The sequence below is a fragment of the Bradyrhizobium roseum genome, assembly GCF_030413175.1.
Taxonomy (GTDB): Bacteria; Pseudomonadota; Alphaproteobacteria; order Rhizobiales; family Xanthobacteraceae; genus Bradyrhizobium; species Bradyrhizobium roseum.
The window spans coordinates 3,914,939-3,930,916 of sequence record NZ_CP129212.1; the positions used below are offsets into that span (position 1 = coordinate 3,914,939).

The following is a 15,978-nucleotide window of genomic DNA, read 5'->3' on the forward strand; positions in this document are numbered from 1 at the left end:
TCCAGCTACGGGCACCGCGGCCTGTGAGCGCCCCACGCGCATGGCCCGATGGGTCGCACTGGAAGGCCCGGCAGGACGCGCCGGCGCTGGGCGCCTCTGTCAATGTCGGGCCATGATACGCGCCGGCCAAAATCCAGATGTCTTCATCGTCAACGTGTTCCGCAACGGTCCGGGCGGAGGCAATCCCGCGCCGGTCGTGCTCGATGCATCCTTAATGACGGCGGCGGCCATGCGCGAACTGGCGGCACATTACGGGCACGAGAGCGCCTTCGTCCTGCCCGGCCGCGACGGCTGCGATCTTTCCCTCCGATTTTTCGTGCCCAACCATGAGATGGAGATGTGCGGTCACGCAACGCTGGGCACGGTCTGGCTTCTAAAACACCTTGGACTTCACCCTGGGCCGGAACTGACGATTGCGACCCTTTCGGGGATCGTTACCGCGCGGATGACCGAAGAGGGACCTGCCATCAGTCAGCCGGCCGGACGCTGCGAACCCGTCGACGAGCCGACCGCCATTCTCGATGTGCTCGGGTTACGCACATCCGACCTCGAGGACTTTCCGGTTATGAATGCGATGACGAGCCGGACCAAGACGCTCGTGCCTGTACGCTCCCGCGCGATCCTGGATTCGATCACGCCTGATTTTTCAGGGATATCCGAGGTCTGCGGCGCGATCGGCTCAACCGGGCTCTATCCTTTTGCGATTGTCGATCGAGCAACGGCTACGCTTGCCGCCAGACAATTTCCAAAATCGTCCGGATATCCGGAAGACGCGGCCACAGGCATTGCGGCGACAGCGCTTGCATCCGGACTGCGCCAGTTAGGCGTGACATCCAGCACAAGGGTGACCGTACATCAAGGCGACACGATGGGCCGGCCTTCGAAGATTTTCGTCACCTTTCGAAACAATCAGTGCTGGCTCTCCGGCCATGTCGAACTGATGGAAGGATAAGGCCTATGGACCGCCGCTCTTTTCTGATGACTGCCCTGTTCATGCCGGCCGGGCTCTCGCCTGCCTTCGCGCAAATCACGTCATGGCCCGCAACCGCGCTGCACCTCGTCGTTCCCTACGCCGCCGGGGGACCCACGGATGTCGCAGTCAGACTGCTGGCGGATGCACTCTCCAGCAAGTTTCCACAACGCGTGATCGTCGAAAACGTCACCGGCGCCGGCACCGTGGTCGGCACGACCAGAGTAGCGACGGCGAAGGACGGTCACACGTTCCTTGTTGCCACCGTTGCTCATGCCGTTAACCCGGTTCTGTTTGCCAACCTTGCGTTCGACCCGTTGAAGGACTTGCGCGGGGTGGCTCTGCTCGGCATCGTTCCGCAGGTCGTTCTCGTCAATAAAGACGTTCAGGCCTCGACATTGCCCGAGCTGCTGGAGCTGGCGCGGAAGCGGCCCGGCGGCCTCACCTATGGATCAGCGGGCATTGGCTCGGCGCAGCACCTGGCCGCCGAGCTGTTGAAGAGCGTCGCCAAGATTGATCTTCAGCATGTCCCTTACCGGGGAAGCGGACCTGCGGTGACCGATTTGATCGGCGGCACGCTCGATATCGTCATCGACAGTGCAGCCACGGCCATACAGCAGGTAAAAAGCGGATCGGTACGCGCCCTTGCCGTGACGACCTTGCAACGCCTCGCTGCGCTTCCGGACGTGCCGACGGTCGCCGAAACCCTGCCAGGCTACGAAGCCTACACATGGAACGCCGTTCTGGCCCCCGCAGGCGCGCCATCGACAAGTATTGCCATCCTGAATTCGGCGATCAATGCCACGCTTGCGGAGCCGGGTTTGGCCACGCGGCTCTCAGAGCTTGGCATGACCGTCTCGCGAAATTCGACACCGGAATCAACGGACAAGTTTGTCGGCGAGGAAATCACCAAATGGCAGACCTTGCTGCGTGCAACGGGGGCAAAGCCGAACTAACGGAACATCCGATACCGCCCTTCGGTCTTTGCGCATCCGCCGCCTGAACCGCGACTTCGGCCTGCTGTCTCACGACGCCGCCGCGCCCACGGCCGGCTTCCGCGCCGGCGGCGTCCAGCGGAACGCCGCGCCGAACCGGTTCCAGGTATTGATCGAGGCGACTGCCGACGTCAGATAGGCAAGTTCCTTGTCCGAAAACTCCGCGCTCGCCTGCGCATAGACCTCGTCGCTGACGCCTTCGCTGATCAGGGTCAGCGCTTCGGTCCAGGCTAGTGCGGCGCGCTCGCGCGGCGAGAACTGCGGCGCCTCGCGCCAGACCACCACCAGGTTGAGCTTGTCGGTGGGCACGCCGAGCTTCTCGCCCTCCAGGATGTGAAACTGCACGCAGAAGGCGCAGCCGTTGATTTGCGAGGCACGCAGCTTGATCAGTTCGAGCAGTTGCTTGTCCATGCCGGCCTTGGCCGCGACCTGCCCGAGCGCCAGCACGGCGGCGTAGGCGTCCGGCGCCAGCGACATGAAGTCTTTGTACTCCTTGCGAGCATGCGTCATTTCTTGAGGCCTTTCGTTGTCGGCATTTTTGTCATTATAGGAAGCCCGCGCACCCCGTCCATGGCCGGGCTGTCCAGCAAAATCGACCCTGATCGGCGGCAAAATTGCGGTTCCCGCGGCGTCTTGGCTTTTGGCGCAGGCCCGTCGCCCCGCTACAATGGCCGGCATGAAACAGCTTGATTCCCTTGACGCTCCGACCCGCCGCGGCCTGCTGCAGGCCGGCCTCGGCGCAGGCGCCCTCCTCGCCACGCCGCTTTCCGCGCTGGCCGCGGCCCCGCCCGGCTTCGACGCGTGGCGCGCCAATTTTCGTGCGCGCGCGCTGGCAAAGGGCATTTCGGATGCGACCTGGACGCGGGTGATGGGCCGCATCGAGCCCGACATGAGCGTGTTCCGGCAGATGCAGAAGCAGCCGGAATTCAACGAACAGATCTGGCAATACGTCAACCGCCGAGCTTCGGACTGGCGCATCATCAACGGCCGCGAGGCGCTGAAGAAGCACGACGCGCTGTTCACGCGCATCGAGCAGGATTTCGGCGTCGAGCGCGGCACGCTGCTGGCGCTGTGGGGCGTTGAATCCGCCTATGGCGATCCGCTGGTGCAGCAGAACCATATGCGGCCGATTTTTCCATCGCTGGCGGCGCTGGCCTGGAACGAGCCGCGCCGCCGCGCCTATTGGGAAACCGAACTGATCAATGCGCTGAAAATCGTCGACCGCGGCTGGGGCACGCCGGAGGAAATGCGGGGATCCTGGGCCGGCGCCATGGGGCATACGCAATGGATGCCGGAAGTCTGGCTCAATGTCGGCATGGATTACGACAGGGACGGTCGCGTCTCGCCGTTCGGCAAGCCGGACGATGCGCTCGGCTCCAGCGCGCGCTACCTGCTCAACCGCGGCAAATATCATCGCGGCGAACATTGGGGCTATGAGGTCCGCGCCTCCGCGGGCGCTTCAGGCGGCAGCCGGACCTACGCGGCGTGGGCCAGCGCCGGCGTCACGCGCGCCGACGGAAAACCGTTCCCGCAGCCGAACGCTTTCGCGCAGATGTGGGTGCCGGTCGCCGGCGGTCCGTCATTCCTGCTGGGCCCGAATTTCTATTCGGTGAAAAGCTACAACCCGTCGATGAACTACGCGCTGGCGATCTGCCATCTCGGCGACCGCATCCTGGGCGCGCCGCCCTTCATCCAGCCCTTCCCCGGCTCCGAACGCGCGCTGACGCTTGCGGAAGTGCAGGAGGTGCAGACGCGATTGACAAAAGCCGGCTTCGACACCGGCGGCACCGACGGCCGCGTTGGCAACGACACCATGAAGGCGGTGAAGGATTATCAGACCAAGATGGGGCTGTTGCCGGCCGACGGTTACGGCGGGCTCAAGGTGCTCGCGCGGTTGAGGCAGGGCGGGTAGCTGCCACACTCGGTCATGGTGCAGGATGGGTTGAGCTCTTTGCGAAACCCATCAAATCTTGCGCGGAGCGATGATGGGTTTCGCGAAGAGCTCAACCCATCATCCGAACTGCGCTCGCAATGACGGATCGCTACCTCCGCGCTATTCCACCCGCATTCATCCCGCCGTCGATGACGAGTTCCGTCCCCGTCACGTAGCGCGAAGCATCGGACGCCAGATACAGCACGCCCTGCGCGATCTCTTCCGCATGCCCGGCCCGCCCCAGCGGCGTCGCCATCTTCGCGCGCTCTTCCGGATCGATCGGCGCGTTCTGTCCGGCGCCCGCCGCCTCGGTCGGGATCTTGCCCCAGATCGGCGTGTCGATGATCCCGGGATGCACCGAGTTGACGCGGATGCCGTCGCCGAACGTGGCGCATTCCATCGCGATCGCCTTGGCGAACAGCCGCACGCCGCCTTTGGTGGCGCAATAGCCGGACAGGCCGGCCGCGCCGCGAAGGCCCGCCAGCGAGGACATCATGATGACCGAGCCGCCACCGGTCTTGCGCATTGGCGGCAGGCAGTGCTTCACCGACAAAAAAACGCCGTCGAGATTGATCGCGGTCTGCCGCCGCCAGTCGGCTAGCGACATCTCGGTGATCGTCGGCACGGCAATGCCGATGCCGGCATTCGAGACCAGCACGTCGAGCCGGCCGTAGCGCTTCATGACGTCGGCGACGACCTCGATCCAGCGTTCCTCGCTGGTGACATCGTGATGCCAGAAGGTCGCTTCGCCGCCGGCCTTCTTGATCCGCGCCGTGACTTCGGGCCCCTTCAAATCGTCGACATCGGTGACCGCCACCGAGGCGCCCTCCCGCGCCAGCAATTCGCAAACCGCTTCGCCAATCCCCGACGCGCCACCCGTCACCAGCGCGACCTTGCCCTCAACCTGCCCTGCCATTTCCACTCCCTTTGTTGTTCTTGGTTGTCGAATTATCTTATCACGGCCGGTCCCGGATCCGGCACCGCGACGTCAGTCACACGCAACTGTACGCGTTCCGAACCCTGAAAGCGATCGACCGCGAGCGAGCCCGCCACGTGCAGCGGCTGGCCACGATTCTGCGTCAGCGCGTCGCCGAGCTTTTGCCCGAGCGCGCGAAACGCGATGCCGTTGACGATGGCGCCGTCGCCGGACTTGAAGCGCAGGCGCAGATGCGCTTGTCCCACTTCGTCGGCATAGACGAGTTGGTGCGCCGGCAACGCGATCACGGGCTCCGGATTGCCGGCGCCGAACGGCCCGGCGCGGTTCAGCATCGTCGCGAACGCCACGGTCACGCTGCGCGCGCTCACCGCGCCGTCGATGAACAGCTCGTGCTCGTGACGGGAATTGGCGACATCAGCGGCCAGCGCGCTTTCCATGAAGGCGCGAAACTCCGCAAGCTTCTCCTTGCGCAGCGTGACGCCCGCGGCCATGGCGTGGCCGCCGCCCTTCATCAGCAGTTTTTCCTTCACCGCCTGCCGCACCGCCTTGCCGAGATCGACGCCCGAGATCGAGCGGCCCGAGCCGGTGCCGATGCCGCCCGGCTCCAGCGCGATCGCAAAGGCCGGCCGCGAAAACTTCTCCTTCAGCCGCGAGGCGACGAGGCCGACGATGCCGGGATGCCAGCCCTCGGCGGCGGTGACGATGACCGCACCCTTGTCCTCGAGCCCGAGCGACGCCAGCGCTTCGGCCTCGGCCTGCGCTTCCGCCGCCTGCTCGATGAGGCGGCGCTCGCTGTTGAGGCGATCGAGTTCGGCGGCGATCCGCGCGGCTTCCGAGACGTCGCCTTCCAGCAGCAGCCGCACGCCCAGATCGGCGCGCCCGATCCGGCCGCCCGCATTGATGCGCGGCCCCAGCATGAAGCCGAGGTGCCAGGCTTCGGGCGGGCCGTTGAGCCGCGCCACGTCCATCAGCGCGGTATGGCCGACATGGTCGCGGCGGCGCATCGCGATCAGCCCCTTGGCGACGAAGGCGCGATTGAGCCCCGTCAGCGGCGCGACGTCGGCGACGGTGCCGAGCGCCACATGGTGCAGCATGCCCAAAAGATCCGGCTCCGGCCGCTCCGGATTCCAGAAGCCGCGGCCGCGCAATTCGCGGTTCACCGCCACCAGCGTGATCAGCACCAGGCCGACGGCAGCGAGATGGCCGAGGCCGGAAAGATCATCCGGCCGGTTCGGGTTCACCAGCGCATCGACCTCGGGCAATTCGTCGCCGGTCTGATGATGGTCGATGACGACGACCGACATGCCGAGCTTGCGCGCTTCCGCCAGCGGCTCGAGGCTGGTGGTGCCGCAATCGACGGTGACGAGCAGCGTCGCACCTTTGGCCGCGAGGCCGCGCACCGCGTCGACATTGGGGCCATAGCCCTCAAAGATGCGGTCGGGAATGTGGATCAGCGGATCGAGCCCGCAATGGCGCAGGTGCCACGCCAGCAGCGCAGCCGATGTGGCGCCATCGACGTCGTAATCGCCGAAGATCGCGACCTTCTCGCCGCGCACGGCCGCTTCGGCCATGCGCTTGGCCGCCGTCTCCATCGCCGTCACGGTGTAGGGGTCGGGCATCAGCTTGCGGATGGTCGGGTCGAGGAAGTCCTCGACTTCGTCAATCCCGACATCGCGGCCCGCCAGCACGCGCGCCAGCATCTCCGGCAACTGGTAGCGCTGCGTGATCGCCAGCGCCCGCGCCGCGCCCCGCGCGTCGAGCCGGTCGCGCCACAATTTGCCGGTCGCCGAACGCGACACGCCAAGAAATGCCGGCGGCTGTTCAACGGGAATTGCGGATGCGGGAAGCGTCATGGTGCCTTCGAGACATAGGGAAAATGCGGCTCCTCGGCAACGCAAAGACGGGCAGTCGCGCAGTGCGGCGGCATACGAATCGCAGCAAGCCTGCCCGACGCCGCTGCCGCCACGCCGAGTCTATGCCGAGAAAAGCGACTTGCACAAAGAAGATGCAGCTTGTCCCCGGAATACTACCTATCGGCTCGGGGAATTAAACCAATCGTTAGCCATGATCCCCGACAAAGGAGTCAGACAGCGTCACTTTGAGTCCCGCCGATCAGAAGAAGATCAGCAACCGCACAAAGACTGAGGAACTTCCGCCAAATGTCCGTCGCGCTTCGCTCTCAAACCGCAATGATCGCAAAACAGTCCGCCAACGCGGCGGGCACCGAGGACGAGGCCGACGTTTCCACGCTGATCGCCCGCTTGACCGCCGAGGTCAACCAGGTCGCCTGCGAGAAGACCAAGTCGATCCAGAAGATCACCAACCAGATGAAGATGCTGGCGCTGAACGCGCTGATCGAAAGCTCGCGCGCCGGCGCGCAGGGCGCCGGTTTCGCCGTGGTGGCGCAGGAAGTCCGCAATGTCGGCCAGCAGGTCGAGACCATCGCCCGCGAACTCGAAAGCCAGCTCACCAACCGCACCGGCAATCTGATGACCTCGATCGCGCAGATGGCCGACCGCTCGCGCGGCGAGCGCATGGTGGATCTGTCACTGAACGCCATCGAGCTGATGGACCGCAACCTCTATGAGCGCACCTGCGACGTGCGCTGGTGGGCGACCGACTCCGCCGTCGTCGATTGCGCGGCCGTACCGGGCGCTGCCGCCGTCGCCCATGCCTCGGAGCGGATGTCCGTAATCCTCGGCGCCTACACCGTCTATCTCGATCTATGGCTGTGCGATCTCGAAGGCAAAGTGATTGCCAATGGCCGCGCCGACCGCTTTGGCGTCGTCGGCCAGAACGTGGCGCACACCAAATGGTTTCGTGCCGCGCGGGTCCTGCGCTCCGGCGACGATTATGCCGTCGGCGACGTCGAATGCCAGCCCCTGCTCGGTAACGCCCAGGTTGTGACGTACTGCGCCAGCGTCCGCGAGGGCGGCAAGGCCAACGGCAAGCCGACCGGCGTGCTGGCGGTGCATTTCGACTGGGAACCGCAGGCCCGCGCCATCGTCCAGGGCGTGCGCGTCGGCGCCGCCGACAAGGCGCGCGTGCTGCTGGTCGACTCGAATTTCCGGGTGATCGCGGCCTCCGACGGTCAGGGCCTGCTCACCGAACGCGTCTCGCTTCCGCTGGAAGGACGTCGCTCCGGCTTCTCGCAGGACCGCTCCGGCGCATTGGTCGCCTTCCATGCGACACCGGGCTACGAGACGTACAAGGGCCTCGGCTGGTACGGCGTGATCCAGGGCGGCGCGGGGTAGGCAAATTCCCTTCCGCCGGGGAATTGCCTATCTTCTTGCAATGACCAAACTGCTGGAACACGCGATCGACAGTGTACGCGGCTTGCCTGCCGACGAGCAGGACGAACTCGCGCGTCTGCTTTTGCAGGTGGCCGGCGAAGAGCAACCCATGCTTCGGTTGACGCCGGAGGAACGCGCCGACCTTGCCGAAGCAGATGCCGAGATTTCGCGAAGCGAGTTTGCCACAGACGAGCAGATGCGCTTGATCCTGATGTGCGCGAGAGAATTCAAACCCTTGTCCGTTTGCTGAAGCAGCACCCCTGCGCAGGGCAAGCGACCGATCTCCCAGGTGTACGGCGGCTCACCCTCAGCCCTTGCCCTTATCTACCGTGTGACCGATTACGAGGTCATCGTTCAGCGGATGCGTTACACGTCGCGGCGACCGAGTTCGACATCAGGCACGCGCTCACGGCCCCGCGTTCGGCGTTTTGGTCCGGTCGATCGGGAGCCACTGCCGGAGAGCGGCGGCAGCGCCATTTCCTTGCCCGTCATTCGCTCTGCGGGCGCTTTACAAGGCTCAGCGCGACGAACTGGTCACGGCGCCGGACCAGGGCATGCACCTCGTTGCCATCACGCGGCGCGGCCTTTCCGACACCGCAATCGAGCGCGCCGGACGCCAGCACGGTGTCGTCGTCCGGCCGATGAGCCGGCTCTATCTCGCGGCGCCGCCGCGCTCGGCGTTGGTGCTCGGCTTCAGCGGTCACGCCCGTCAGACGATCGCTCCCGCGGTCGAACGGCTGGCGCGAACCGTCGAGACACTGTCGATGCCGTCTCTGGTTGAAGGCAAACGAAGGGCGATGCCGAAGCGCCAGACTGGCTCGAGCCGACCCAGATGACGCTGTGGGTCGCCGTATGAAGAGCGCCCGTGTTCTTACCGGAACCGAAATCCGTAAACTATAAATATTCCTATGCAATTTTTACCCGGTCGAATGGCGGACGGAGCGGTTCGACGCCCACGCCGCAATCGAGCTGCCGTCATCGATGCCAGGCATCATCTTCAGCTTCATTGGAGCGACCATGAGATTTTCGCTGCTGACGAAAGTCATTCTGTTCGGCTGCCTGACCGTGCTCTCGCTTCTGTCGATCCTTGGCATCTGCAGCTATTCCAACAGCCAGGTACGGGTCGGCGGGCCCATCTATTCGGACATCAAGCTCAGCGCGGATCTCCTTGCCGATATCCTGCCGCCGCCGATGTATGTCATCGAGGCCTATCTCGAATCGTCGATGGCCATGCGGGATCCGACGACGCTGGCCGCTCACAAGAAGCGGCTCGGCGAGCTTCGGAAGGAATTCGAGGATCGCCAAGGCTTCTGGTCAAAGTCCGAGTTGCGCAATGACATGAAGAATCGGCTCACGGTCGATTCGCAGGCGGAGGTTCAGAAGTTCTGGACCATCCTCGATCGCGACCTGATGCCGGCCCTGGAAAAATCGGACACCACCAGGGCGAACGAAGCCTTTGCCCGTCTCGGATCGGCCTACGCGGCTCACCGGGCGATCATCGACGACCTCGTGATGAAGGCGCAGGCATCCAACAAGGAACTCGAAGACGCGGCTGCGCAGCGAATTTCGATGTTTGCGATTCTGACGTGGGCTATCTGCGGCATCGGCGCGGCGGTGATCGGGCTGAGCATCGTTTCGAACATCTTCGGAACCGTTCGCCCGGTCGTCCGCCTGACCGACGCCGTCACGGCCATCGCGGCCGGAGATCTCGGCACCGCCATCCCCGGTCGCGACCGCGTCGACGAAATCGGAAAGCTCGCCGGCGCCGTCGGACTGGTCCAGCGCAACGCCGAGAAGAAAGCACGCGACGAACTGGAACGGACCTTACAGCACGAGGCGGCGGCGGCGGAGCAACGCAGGGCCGAGATGCATCGGCTGGCCAGCATCTTCGAAACCAGCGTGGGTAACATCGTTCAAGCGGTCTCGTCTGCCTCGACGGAGCTGGAATTCTCGGCCAATACGCTCGCCTCGACCGCGTCTCAATCGGAAAAGCTCGCGACGATGGTTGCGTCCGGGTCCGAAGAGGCGTCCGTGAACGTCCAGGCCGTCGCCTCGGCCACAGAGGAACTCTCGACCTCGGTCAATGAAATCAGCCGGCAGGTGCAGGAATCCGCGCGGATCGCCAGCAACGCGGTCGATCAGGCTCACTCGACGACACAGCGTGTCGGCGAGCTTTCCGTCGCGGCGACGCGGATCGGCGATGTCGTCGAACTGATCAACACGATCGCCAGCCAGACCAACCTGCTGGCGCTGAACGCGACGATCGAGGCGGCGCGCGCGGGCGACGCGGGCCGCGGCTTCGCCGTCGTCGCCTCCGAAGTCAAGGCGCTGGCCGAGCAGACGGCCAAGGCGACCGAGGAAATCAGCCAGCAGATATCAAGCGTGCAGGCGGCGACCCAGGAATCCGTCACCGCCATCAAGGATATCTCAGCGACGATCGCAAAGCTCTCGGACGTATCGTCGGCCATCGCTTCGGCCGTGGAAGAACAAGGTACCGCGACGCTCGAGATCTCGCGCAATATTCAGCAGGCCTCCTATGGCACCCAACAAGTCTCGTCCAACATCCTCGATGTCCAGCGCGGCGCGCAGGCGACGGGATCGGCCTCCTCTGATCTGCTGTCGACAGCCAAGACGCTGGCGGGAGACGGCAGCCGGCTGAAGTCGGAAGTCTCCCGGTTTCTCGACAACGTCCGGTCCGCGTGATCGCGGAGCTTCCCCAACGATCCCCTCGCCGGACGACGCTCTAGCAGCCCAGCCTGTCGGCAATGCCGCCAAAATCCTTGGCGACGATGTCCCAGTCGCCTTTTGCCTCTAAGTCGTATTTCTGGTGCGGGCCGTATTCGGTCGGCCGCGGAACGAAGGCGGTCTTCAGGCCATTTTGCTGCGCGGCCTTGAGATCGTTGTTGTGGGCGGCGACCATCATCACCTGCTCCGGCGGCAGGCAAAGCAGGTTTGCCGCGCCAAGATAGGTTTCCGGATCGGGCTTGTAGTGCTCGAACAGCTCGGCCGACATGATGAGGTCCCACGGCAGGCCGGCGAACTTCGCCATGTTGGTCAGCAGCGCGACGTTGCCGTTGGAGAGCGGCGAGATGATGTACTTCGTTTTAAGCCGCGTCAGGCCAGGCACGCTGTCGGGCCAGGGATAGAGGCGGTGCCAGCCCATCGTCAGGTAATGCAGGTCGGCCTCGCTCAGGCCCTTGATCTCGAACTGCGCGACCAGCTTTTCCAGCGATTGCAGGTGCAGCGTATCGAGGATCTGGTAGCCGCGCTCGGGATGCTTGCGCACTTCGTCCATCGAGGCGGCGTAGACCGCGCGCCAGCCGTCGACCAGCGCGGTCCAGTCGGCCTTGATGCCCGAGGTTTTCGACCATTTGGTGAAATCATTGATCAGGCTGGTGCGCCAGTCGACGACGGTGCCGAAGACGTCGAACACCAGGGCTTTCACTGCGGATATGTCGGACATGCGCGCCTCCATTTTTTCTTGTTGTCATTCCGGGGCGATGCGCAGCATCGAACCCGGAATCCAATTTTCTTCTTGCTCGGCGGATAGTTGGATTCTCTGATGTGCAATTGCACATCAAAGTTCGCACTGCGTGCGCCCCGGAATGACGGAGCATCAATCCAGGTGAAATTTATCGAGCTGCCTATGCTCGGCCTTGATGTAGCGCACCGTGCCGGTGACCGAGCGCATCACCACCGTCTCGGTCTCGATTACGCCGTCCTTGCGGAACTTGACACCCGACAGCAGCGAGCCCGTGGTGACGCCGGTGGCCGCGAACAGGCAGTCGCCCTTCGCCATGTCCTCGATGCCATAGATCATCTTCGGGTCCATCACGCCCATCTTGTGCGCGCGCTCGCGCTTCTCCTCGTTGTCGAGGATCAGCCGGCACTGCATCTGGCCGCCGATGCAACGCAGCGCCGCCGCCGCCAGCACGCCCTCGGGCGCGCCGCCGGTGCCGATATACATGTCGACGCCGGTGTTGTCAGGGTCGGCGCAATGGATCACGCCGGCGACGTCGCCGTCGGTGATCAGCCGCACCGCAGCACCCGTCGAGCGGATGTTGGCGATGATGTCGGCATGGCGCGGGCGGTCGAGCACCAAGACCGTGATCGCCGCGGGCTCGACGCCCTTGGCCTTGGCGAGCCGCTTCACATTGTCGGCCGGCGTCGCGTCGAGTTCGACCACACCCTTCTTGTAGCCCGGGCCGACCGCGAGTTTCTGCATGTAGACGTCGGGCGCGTGCAGCAGCGTGCCGCCATCGGCCATCGCCATGGTCGCAATCGCGCCCGGCATGTTCTTGGCGCACAGCGTGGTGCCTTCCAGCGGGTCGACCGCGATATCGACCTGCGGGCCGGCGTTGAGCCCGACCTTCTCGCCGATGAACAGCATCGGCGCCTCGTCGCGCTCGCCCTCGCCGATCACGATGGTGCCTTCGATCGGCAGCTTGTTGAGTTCGCGGCGCATCGCGTCGACCGCGGCCTGGTCGGCCGGCTTCTCCTGGCCGTGGCCGCGCAGTCGCGCCGCTGAAACCGCGGCGCGCTCCGTCACGCGCACGATTTCGAGCGTCAAGATGCGCTCGAGCAACAATTGCGGCGGAACGGAAATATGGGTCGACATCGGCTTACTCCCTTAACCCTGCATGGCGGCCCCACGGCCGCAATCAATCCTGTGGCGCGATCCGAACGGAACGCGCGCTAGTTCTTTTCGATCCGTATCACCTGCGGCCGGCCGCTGATCACCTTATCGCGCTGCACCGCCTCCAGCGCACGATAGACCGCGTCCTCGGACGTTGCGTAGGTAATCAGAATGACCGGAACAGGTGCGGCCTTTCTCGCGGAGCCGTTCGCATCGACGCCCTCGGGGTGCCGTTGCACGATCGATTCCAGCGAAATCTTCTGCTTGGCGAGATGGGTGGCGATGGTGGCGGCGGTGCCGGCCAGGTCACGCGCCATCAGGCGGATGTAGTAACCGCCCTCGTGGCGCTCCATCGGCGCTTTTGTGGTGTCGCGCAGCCGCTCCACCGGACGTCCGAACGGCTTGGCGCGAATGCCGCGCGCCACGTCGGCGATGTCGGCGACCACGGCGGACGCCGTCGCTGCCCCGCCGGCGCCCGGTCCCACCAGCGTGATCGGGGGAATGCCCTCGCCGTCGATGGTGACGGCGTTGGTGACCCCCATCACCTGCGCGATCGAGGACGTTTTCGGCACCATGGTCGGATGCACGCGCTGCTCGATGCCCTTGGCGGTCCGCACGGCGACCCCCAGCAGTTTGACGCGGTAGCCGAGTTCTTCGGCGGCGCGCAGATCTTCCGGCGCGATCGAGGAGATGCCTTCGACATAAACCGCGCTCTGCGCCACCTTGGTGCCGAAGGCGAGACTGGCAAGAATCGCCAACTTCTGCGCGGTATCGTGGCCGTCGACGTCGAACGACGGATTGGCTTCGGCATAGCCGAGCCGCTGCGCGTCCTTCAGGCATTCGGCGAACGACAGGCCTTCCTGCTCCATCCGGGTCAGGATGTAGTTGCAGGTGCCGTTTAGGATACCGTAGACGCGGTTGATGCCGGTCCCGGCGAGTCCCTCGCGCAGGGTCTTGATGATGGGAATGGCGGCGCCGACCGCCGCCTCGTAATTCAGTGCGCCGCCGTGCTTCTCGGCCGCCTTCGCCAGCCGCACGCCGTGCTTGGCGATCAGCGCCTTGTTGGCGGTCACCACCGACTTGCCGGCCTTCAGCGCGGCCTCGATCGCCGACAGGGCCGGCTCGCCGGATCCGCCCATCAGCTCGACGAAGCAGTCGACATTAGGATCGGTCGCCAGCGCCAGCGGGCTCTTGGCCCAGTCGACGCCGCGCAGGTCCAGCGAACGCTTCTTGGCTTTCGAACGCGCGGTCACGGCCACGACCTTCACGCCGCGTCCTGAGCGTTCGGACAGCGTCCGCGACTGCGCTTCGATAAGGCGTACGACCTCGGCGCCAACGGTGCCGAGCCCCGCGATACCCACTTTCAGGGGTGCGACCATGAATAAGAGAACCTGTCTAAGGAATTAGCGCCGGTTGGCGAGAGGAACCACGTTGTGCAACGTTTCAATGCCGCTTTCAAGGAAACGCCGCACCCCGCGCGCCGCCTGCCGGATCCGCTGCTCGTTTTCCACCATCGCGATGCGGACATAGCCCTCGCCGTGCTCGCCGAAGGCGACGCCGGGCGAAACCACCACGCCTGACTTCTCCACCATCAGGGTCGCGAACTGCATGCTGCCAACGCCCTGGAAAGCCTTCGGCAGCGGCGCCCAGGCGAACATCGAGGCCTGCGGCGGCGGAATTTCCCAACCCGCCCGGCCGAACGATTCGACCAGCGCGTCGCGGCGTTTGCGGTAGGTATCGCGCATTTCCCTGATGCAGTCGTCCGGCCCGTTCAGCGCGGCGGTGGCGGCGACTTGAATGGGCGTGAACGCGCCGTAGTCGAGGTAGGATTTCACCCGCGCCAGCGCTGCGATGATCCGCTCATTGCCGACGGCAAAGCCCATGCGCCAGCCCGCCATCGAAAACGTCTTCGACATCGAGGTGAACTCGACGGTGACATCCATCGCGCCCGGAACCTGCAGCACCGAGGGCGGCGGATTGTTGTCGTCGAAATAGACCTCGGCATAGGCCAGATCCGACAGGATGAAGATCTCGTGCTTCTTCGCAAACGCCACCAGATCCTTATAAAAATCGAGCTCGGCGACATAGGCGGTCGGATTCGAGGGATAGCAGACCACGAGCGCCAGCGGCTTCGGGATCGAATGGATGATCGCGCGCTCCACCGCCTCGAAAAACTGCGGCGTCGGTTCCGAGGGTACCGAGCGGATCACGCCGCCTGCCATCAGGAAGCCGAAAGCGTGAATCGGATAGCTGGGGTTGGGGCACAGCACGACGTCGCCCGGCGCGGTGATCGCCTGCGCCACATTGGCAAAGCCTTCCTTCGAGCCCAGCGTGGCCACGATCTGGGTGTCCGGATTGAGTTTGACGCCGAACCGCCGCCCGTAATAGGCGGCTTGCGCCTTGCGCAGGCCATTGATGCCGCGCGAGGCCGAGTAGCGGTCGGTCCGCGGCTTGCCGAGGGTCTCCTTAAGCTTTTCCAGCACATGGGGCGGCGTCGGCAGGTCCGGATTGCCCATGCCCATGTCGATGATGTCGGCCCCGGCATTGCGCGCGGCCGCCTTGGCTTGGTTGACCTTCTCGAACACGTAAGGCGGCAGACGGCGGATGCGATAAAAATCTTCCATGGACCCTTGCTCCGACAACCCTGCGGGACAGAATCGAAAGGAACCTTCGCGTGAACCGAAACCGGATCGGGCTTCGGTCAGAAATCGCTCTCAATCAATGATTTAGAGCAATTTCAGGCGCGAGATCCCTCGGGCTCTGGACCCGCAATGCGGTTGAATTGGGTTCTTTTACCACGGGAGCCGGGCCACGCCAGTTTTTATGGCGTTTTCAGGCGGCTAGCCTACTTTTTTGCCGGCTTTGCCGGAGAAGAAGCCGCCGCCTGTCGGTCGCGGGCGGCCGTCAGGTCCGACTGGATCTTGGCCAGTTCGGCCGGCTTGATCGCCTCCTCATGGCGTTCCGGCGGCAGGTCATGCACCGGTAGATAGCCTCCGGCCTCCTTGGGACGCTCGGGCGCGTCCGCCGGCAGGCCAATGGCCGGCATATCCGCGATCTGCGACGAGCAGCCGCCAAGCGCCAATGCCGGCGCCATCAGCGCCGCCATCGCCCATAGCCTTATCGTTCGATCTGCCGGCATCCGTCCGGAAATCCCCAAACTACCCTGGTGCCCGTTTCGCCATCGCACCGTGCGCTGGCACGAGCCTTGATGGTA

General features: G+C 64.6%; 15 protein-coding genes. 7 read left to right on the forward strand and 8 right to left on the reverse strand.

The annotated features are described in order from the left end of the window. The first annotated feature begins 112 nt into the window (after positions 1 to 112). Together QUH67_RS18860 and QUH67_RS18865 are read left to right on the forward strand one after the other, a co-directional pair. The gene (locus QUH67_RS18860) at positions 113 to 952 is read left to right on the forward strand and encodes a PhzF family phenazine biosynthesis protein (RefSeq protein WP_300940286.1); all 840 of its coding nucleotides are present in this window, start codon (positions 113 to 115) and stop codon (positions 950 to 952) included. A gap of 5 nt (positions 953 to 957) precedes the next feature. Next, positions 958 to 1,926 (forward strand): Bug family tripartite tricarboxylate transporter substrate binding protein, encoded by a 969-nt coding sequence (locus QUH67_RS18865; RefSeq protein WP_300940287.1) that lies wholly within the window; start codon positions 958 to 960, stop codon positions 1,924 to 1,926. Positions 1,927 to 1,995: 69 nt separating this feature from the next. Here QUH67_RS18865 and QUH67_RS18870 read toward each other — a convergent pair whose 3' ends face one another. Beyond that, positions 1,996 to 2,475 (reverse strand): carboxymuconolactone decarboxylase family protein, encoded by a 480-nt coding sequence (locus QUH67_RS18870; RefSeq protein ID WP_300940288.1) that lies wholly within the window; start codon positions 2,473 to 2,475, stop codon positions 1,996 to 1,998. Between the two features lie 166 nt (positions 2,476 to 2,641). Here QUH67_RS18870 and QUH67_RS18875 point away from each other — a divergent pair, with 166 nt between their 5' ends. Next, complete coding sequence (locus tag QUH67_RS18875; protein WP_300940290.1) at positions 2,642 to 3,877, forward strand: lytic murein transglycosylase; 1,236 nt, start codon at positions 2,642 to 2,644, stop codon at positions 3,875 to 3,877. A gap of 130 nt (positions 3,878 to 4,007) precedes the next feature. On the opposite strand, the gene QUH67_RS18880 is transcribed toward QUH67_RS18875, so the two are convergent. Further along, the gene (locus QUH67_RS18880; protein WP_300940292.1) at positions 4,008 to 4,814 is read right to left on the reverse strand and encodes a glucose 1-dehydrogenase; all 807 of its coding nucleotides are present in this window, start codon (positions 4,812 to 4,814) and stop codon (positions 4,008 to 4,010) included. Positions 4,815 to 4,846: 32 nt separating this feature from the next. Beyond that, positions 4,847 to 6,688, reverse strand: a complete 1,842-nt coding sequence (gene recJ / locus QUH67_RS18885; protein WP_300940293.1) for a single-stranded-DNA-specific exonuclease RecJ — start codon at positions 6,686 to 6,688, stop codon at positions 4,847 to 4,849. 306 nt (positions 6,689 to 6,994) lie between these two features. On the opposite strand from recJ, the gene QUH67_RS18890 reads away from it, so the two are divergent. From QUH67_RS18890 to QUH67_RS18905, 4 genes are all read left to right on the forward strand, one after another. Beyond that, the gene (locus tag QUH67_RS18890; protein ID WP_407080335.1) at positions 6,995 to 8,089 is read left to right on the forward strand and encodes a methyl-accepting chemotaxis protein; all 1,095 of its coding nucleotides are present in this window, start codon (positions 6,995 to 6,997) and stop codon (positions 8,087 to 8,089) included. Between the two features lie 40 nt (positions 8,090 to 8,129). Next, positions 8,130 to 8,378, forward strand: coding sequence for a hypothetical protein (locus tag QUH67_RS18895; RefSeq protein WP_300940295.1), 249 nt, complete (start codon positions 8,130 to 8,132; stop codon positions 8,376 to 8,378). A gap of 304 nt (positions 8,379 to 8,682) precedes the next feature. After that, positions 8,683 to 8,964, forward strand: a complete 282-nt coding sequence (locus QUH67_RS18900) for a hypothetical protein (protein ID WP_300940296.1) — start codon at positions 8,683 to 8,685, stop codon at positions 8,962 to 8,964. A 181-nt stretch (positions 8,965 to 9,145) separates the two neighbouring features. Then, positions 9,146 to 10,831 carry a methyl-accepting chemotaxis protein gene (locus QUH67_RS18905; protein ID WP_300940297.1) on the forward strand — a complete coding sequence of 562 codons (1,686 nt, stop codon included), beginning with the start codon at positions 9,146 to 9,148 and terminating at the stop codon, positions 10,829 to 10,831. Between the two features lie 40 nt (positions 10,832 to 10,871). Here the strand turns inward: QUH67_RS18905 and QUH67_RS18910 are convergent, their stop codons facing one another. From QUH67_RS18910 to QUH67_RS18930, 5 genes are all read right to left on the reverse strand, one after another. Further along, positions 10,872 to 11,591, reverse strand: a complete 720-nt coding sequence (locus QUH67_RS18910; RefSeq protein ID WP_300940299.1) for a haloacid dehalogenase type II — start codon at positions 11,589 to 11,591, stop codon at positions 10,872 to 10,874. Positions 11,592 to 11,744: 153 nt separating this feature from the next. Further along, on the reverse strand, positions 11,745 to 12,746 hold the full coding sequence (gene glpX / locus QUH67_RS18915) for a class II fructose-bisphosphatase (RefSeq protein WP_300940300.1): 1,002 nt from the start codon (positions 12,744 to 12,746) through the stop codon (positions 11,745 to 11,747). A gap of 77 nt (positions 12,747 to 12,823) precedes the next feature. Further along, the gene (locus QUH67_RS18920) at positions 12,824 to 14,143 is read right to left on the reverse strand and encodes a homoserine dehydrogenase (RefSeq protein ID WP_300940302.1); all 1,320 of its coding nucleotides are present in this window, start codon (positions 14,141 to 14,143) and stop codon (positions 12,824 to 12,826) included. Between the two features lie 24 nt (positions 14,144 to 14,167). Beyond that, positions 14,168 to 15,388 (reverse strand): LL-diaminopimelate aminotransferase, encoded by a 1,221-nt coding sequence (locus QUH67_RS18925; RefSeq protein ID WP_300940303.1) that lies wholly within the window; start codon positions 15,386 to 15,388, stop codon positions 14,168 to 14,170. Positions 15,389 to 15,609: 221 nt separating this feature from the next. Then, positions 15,610 to 15,903 carry a hypothetical protein gene (locus QUH67_RS18930; protein WP_300940304.1) on the reverse strand — a complete coding sequence of 98 codons (294 nt, stop codon included), beginning with the start codon at positions 15,901 to 15,903 and terminating at the stop codon, positions 15,610 to 15,612. Positions 15,904 to 15,978: the final 75 nt, after the last annotated feature.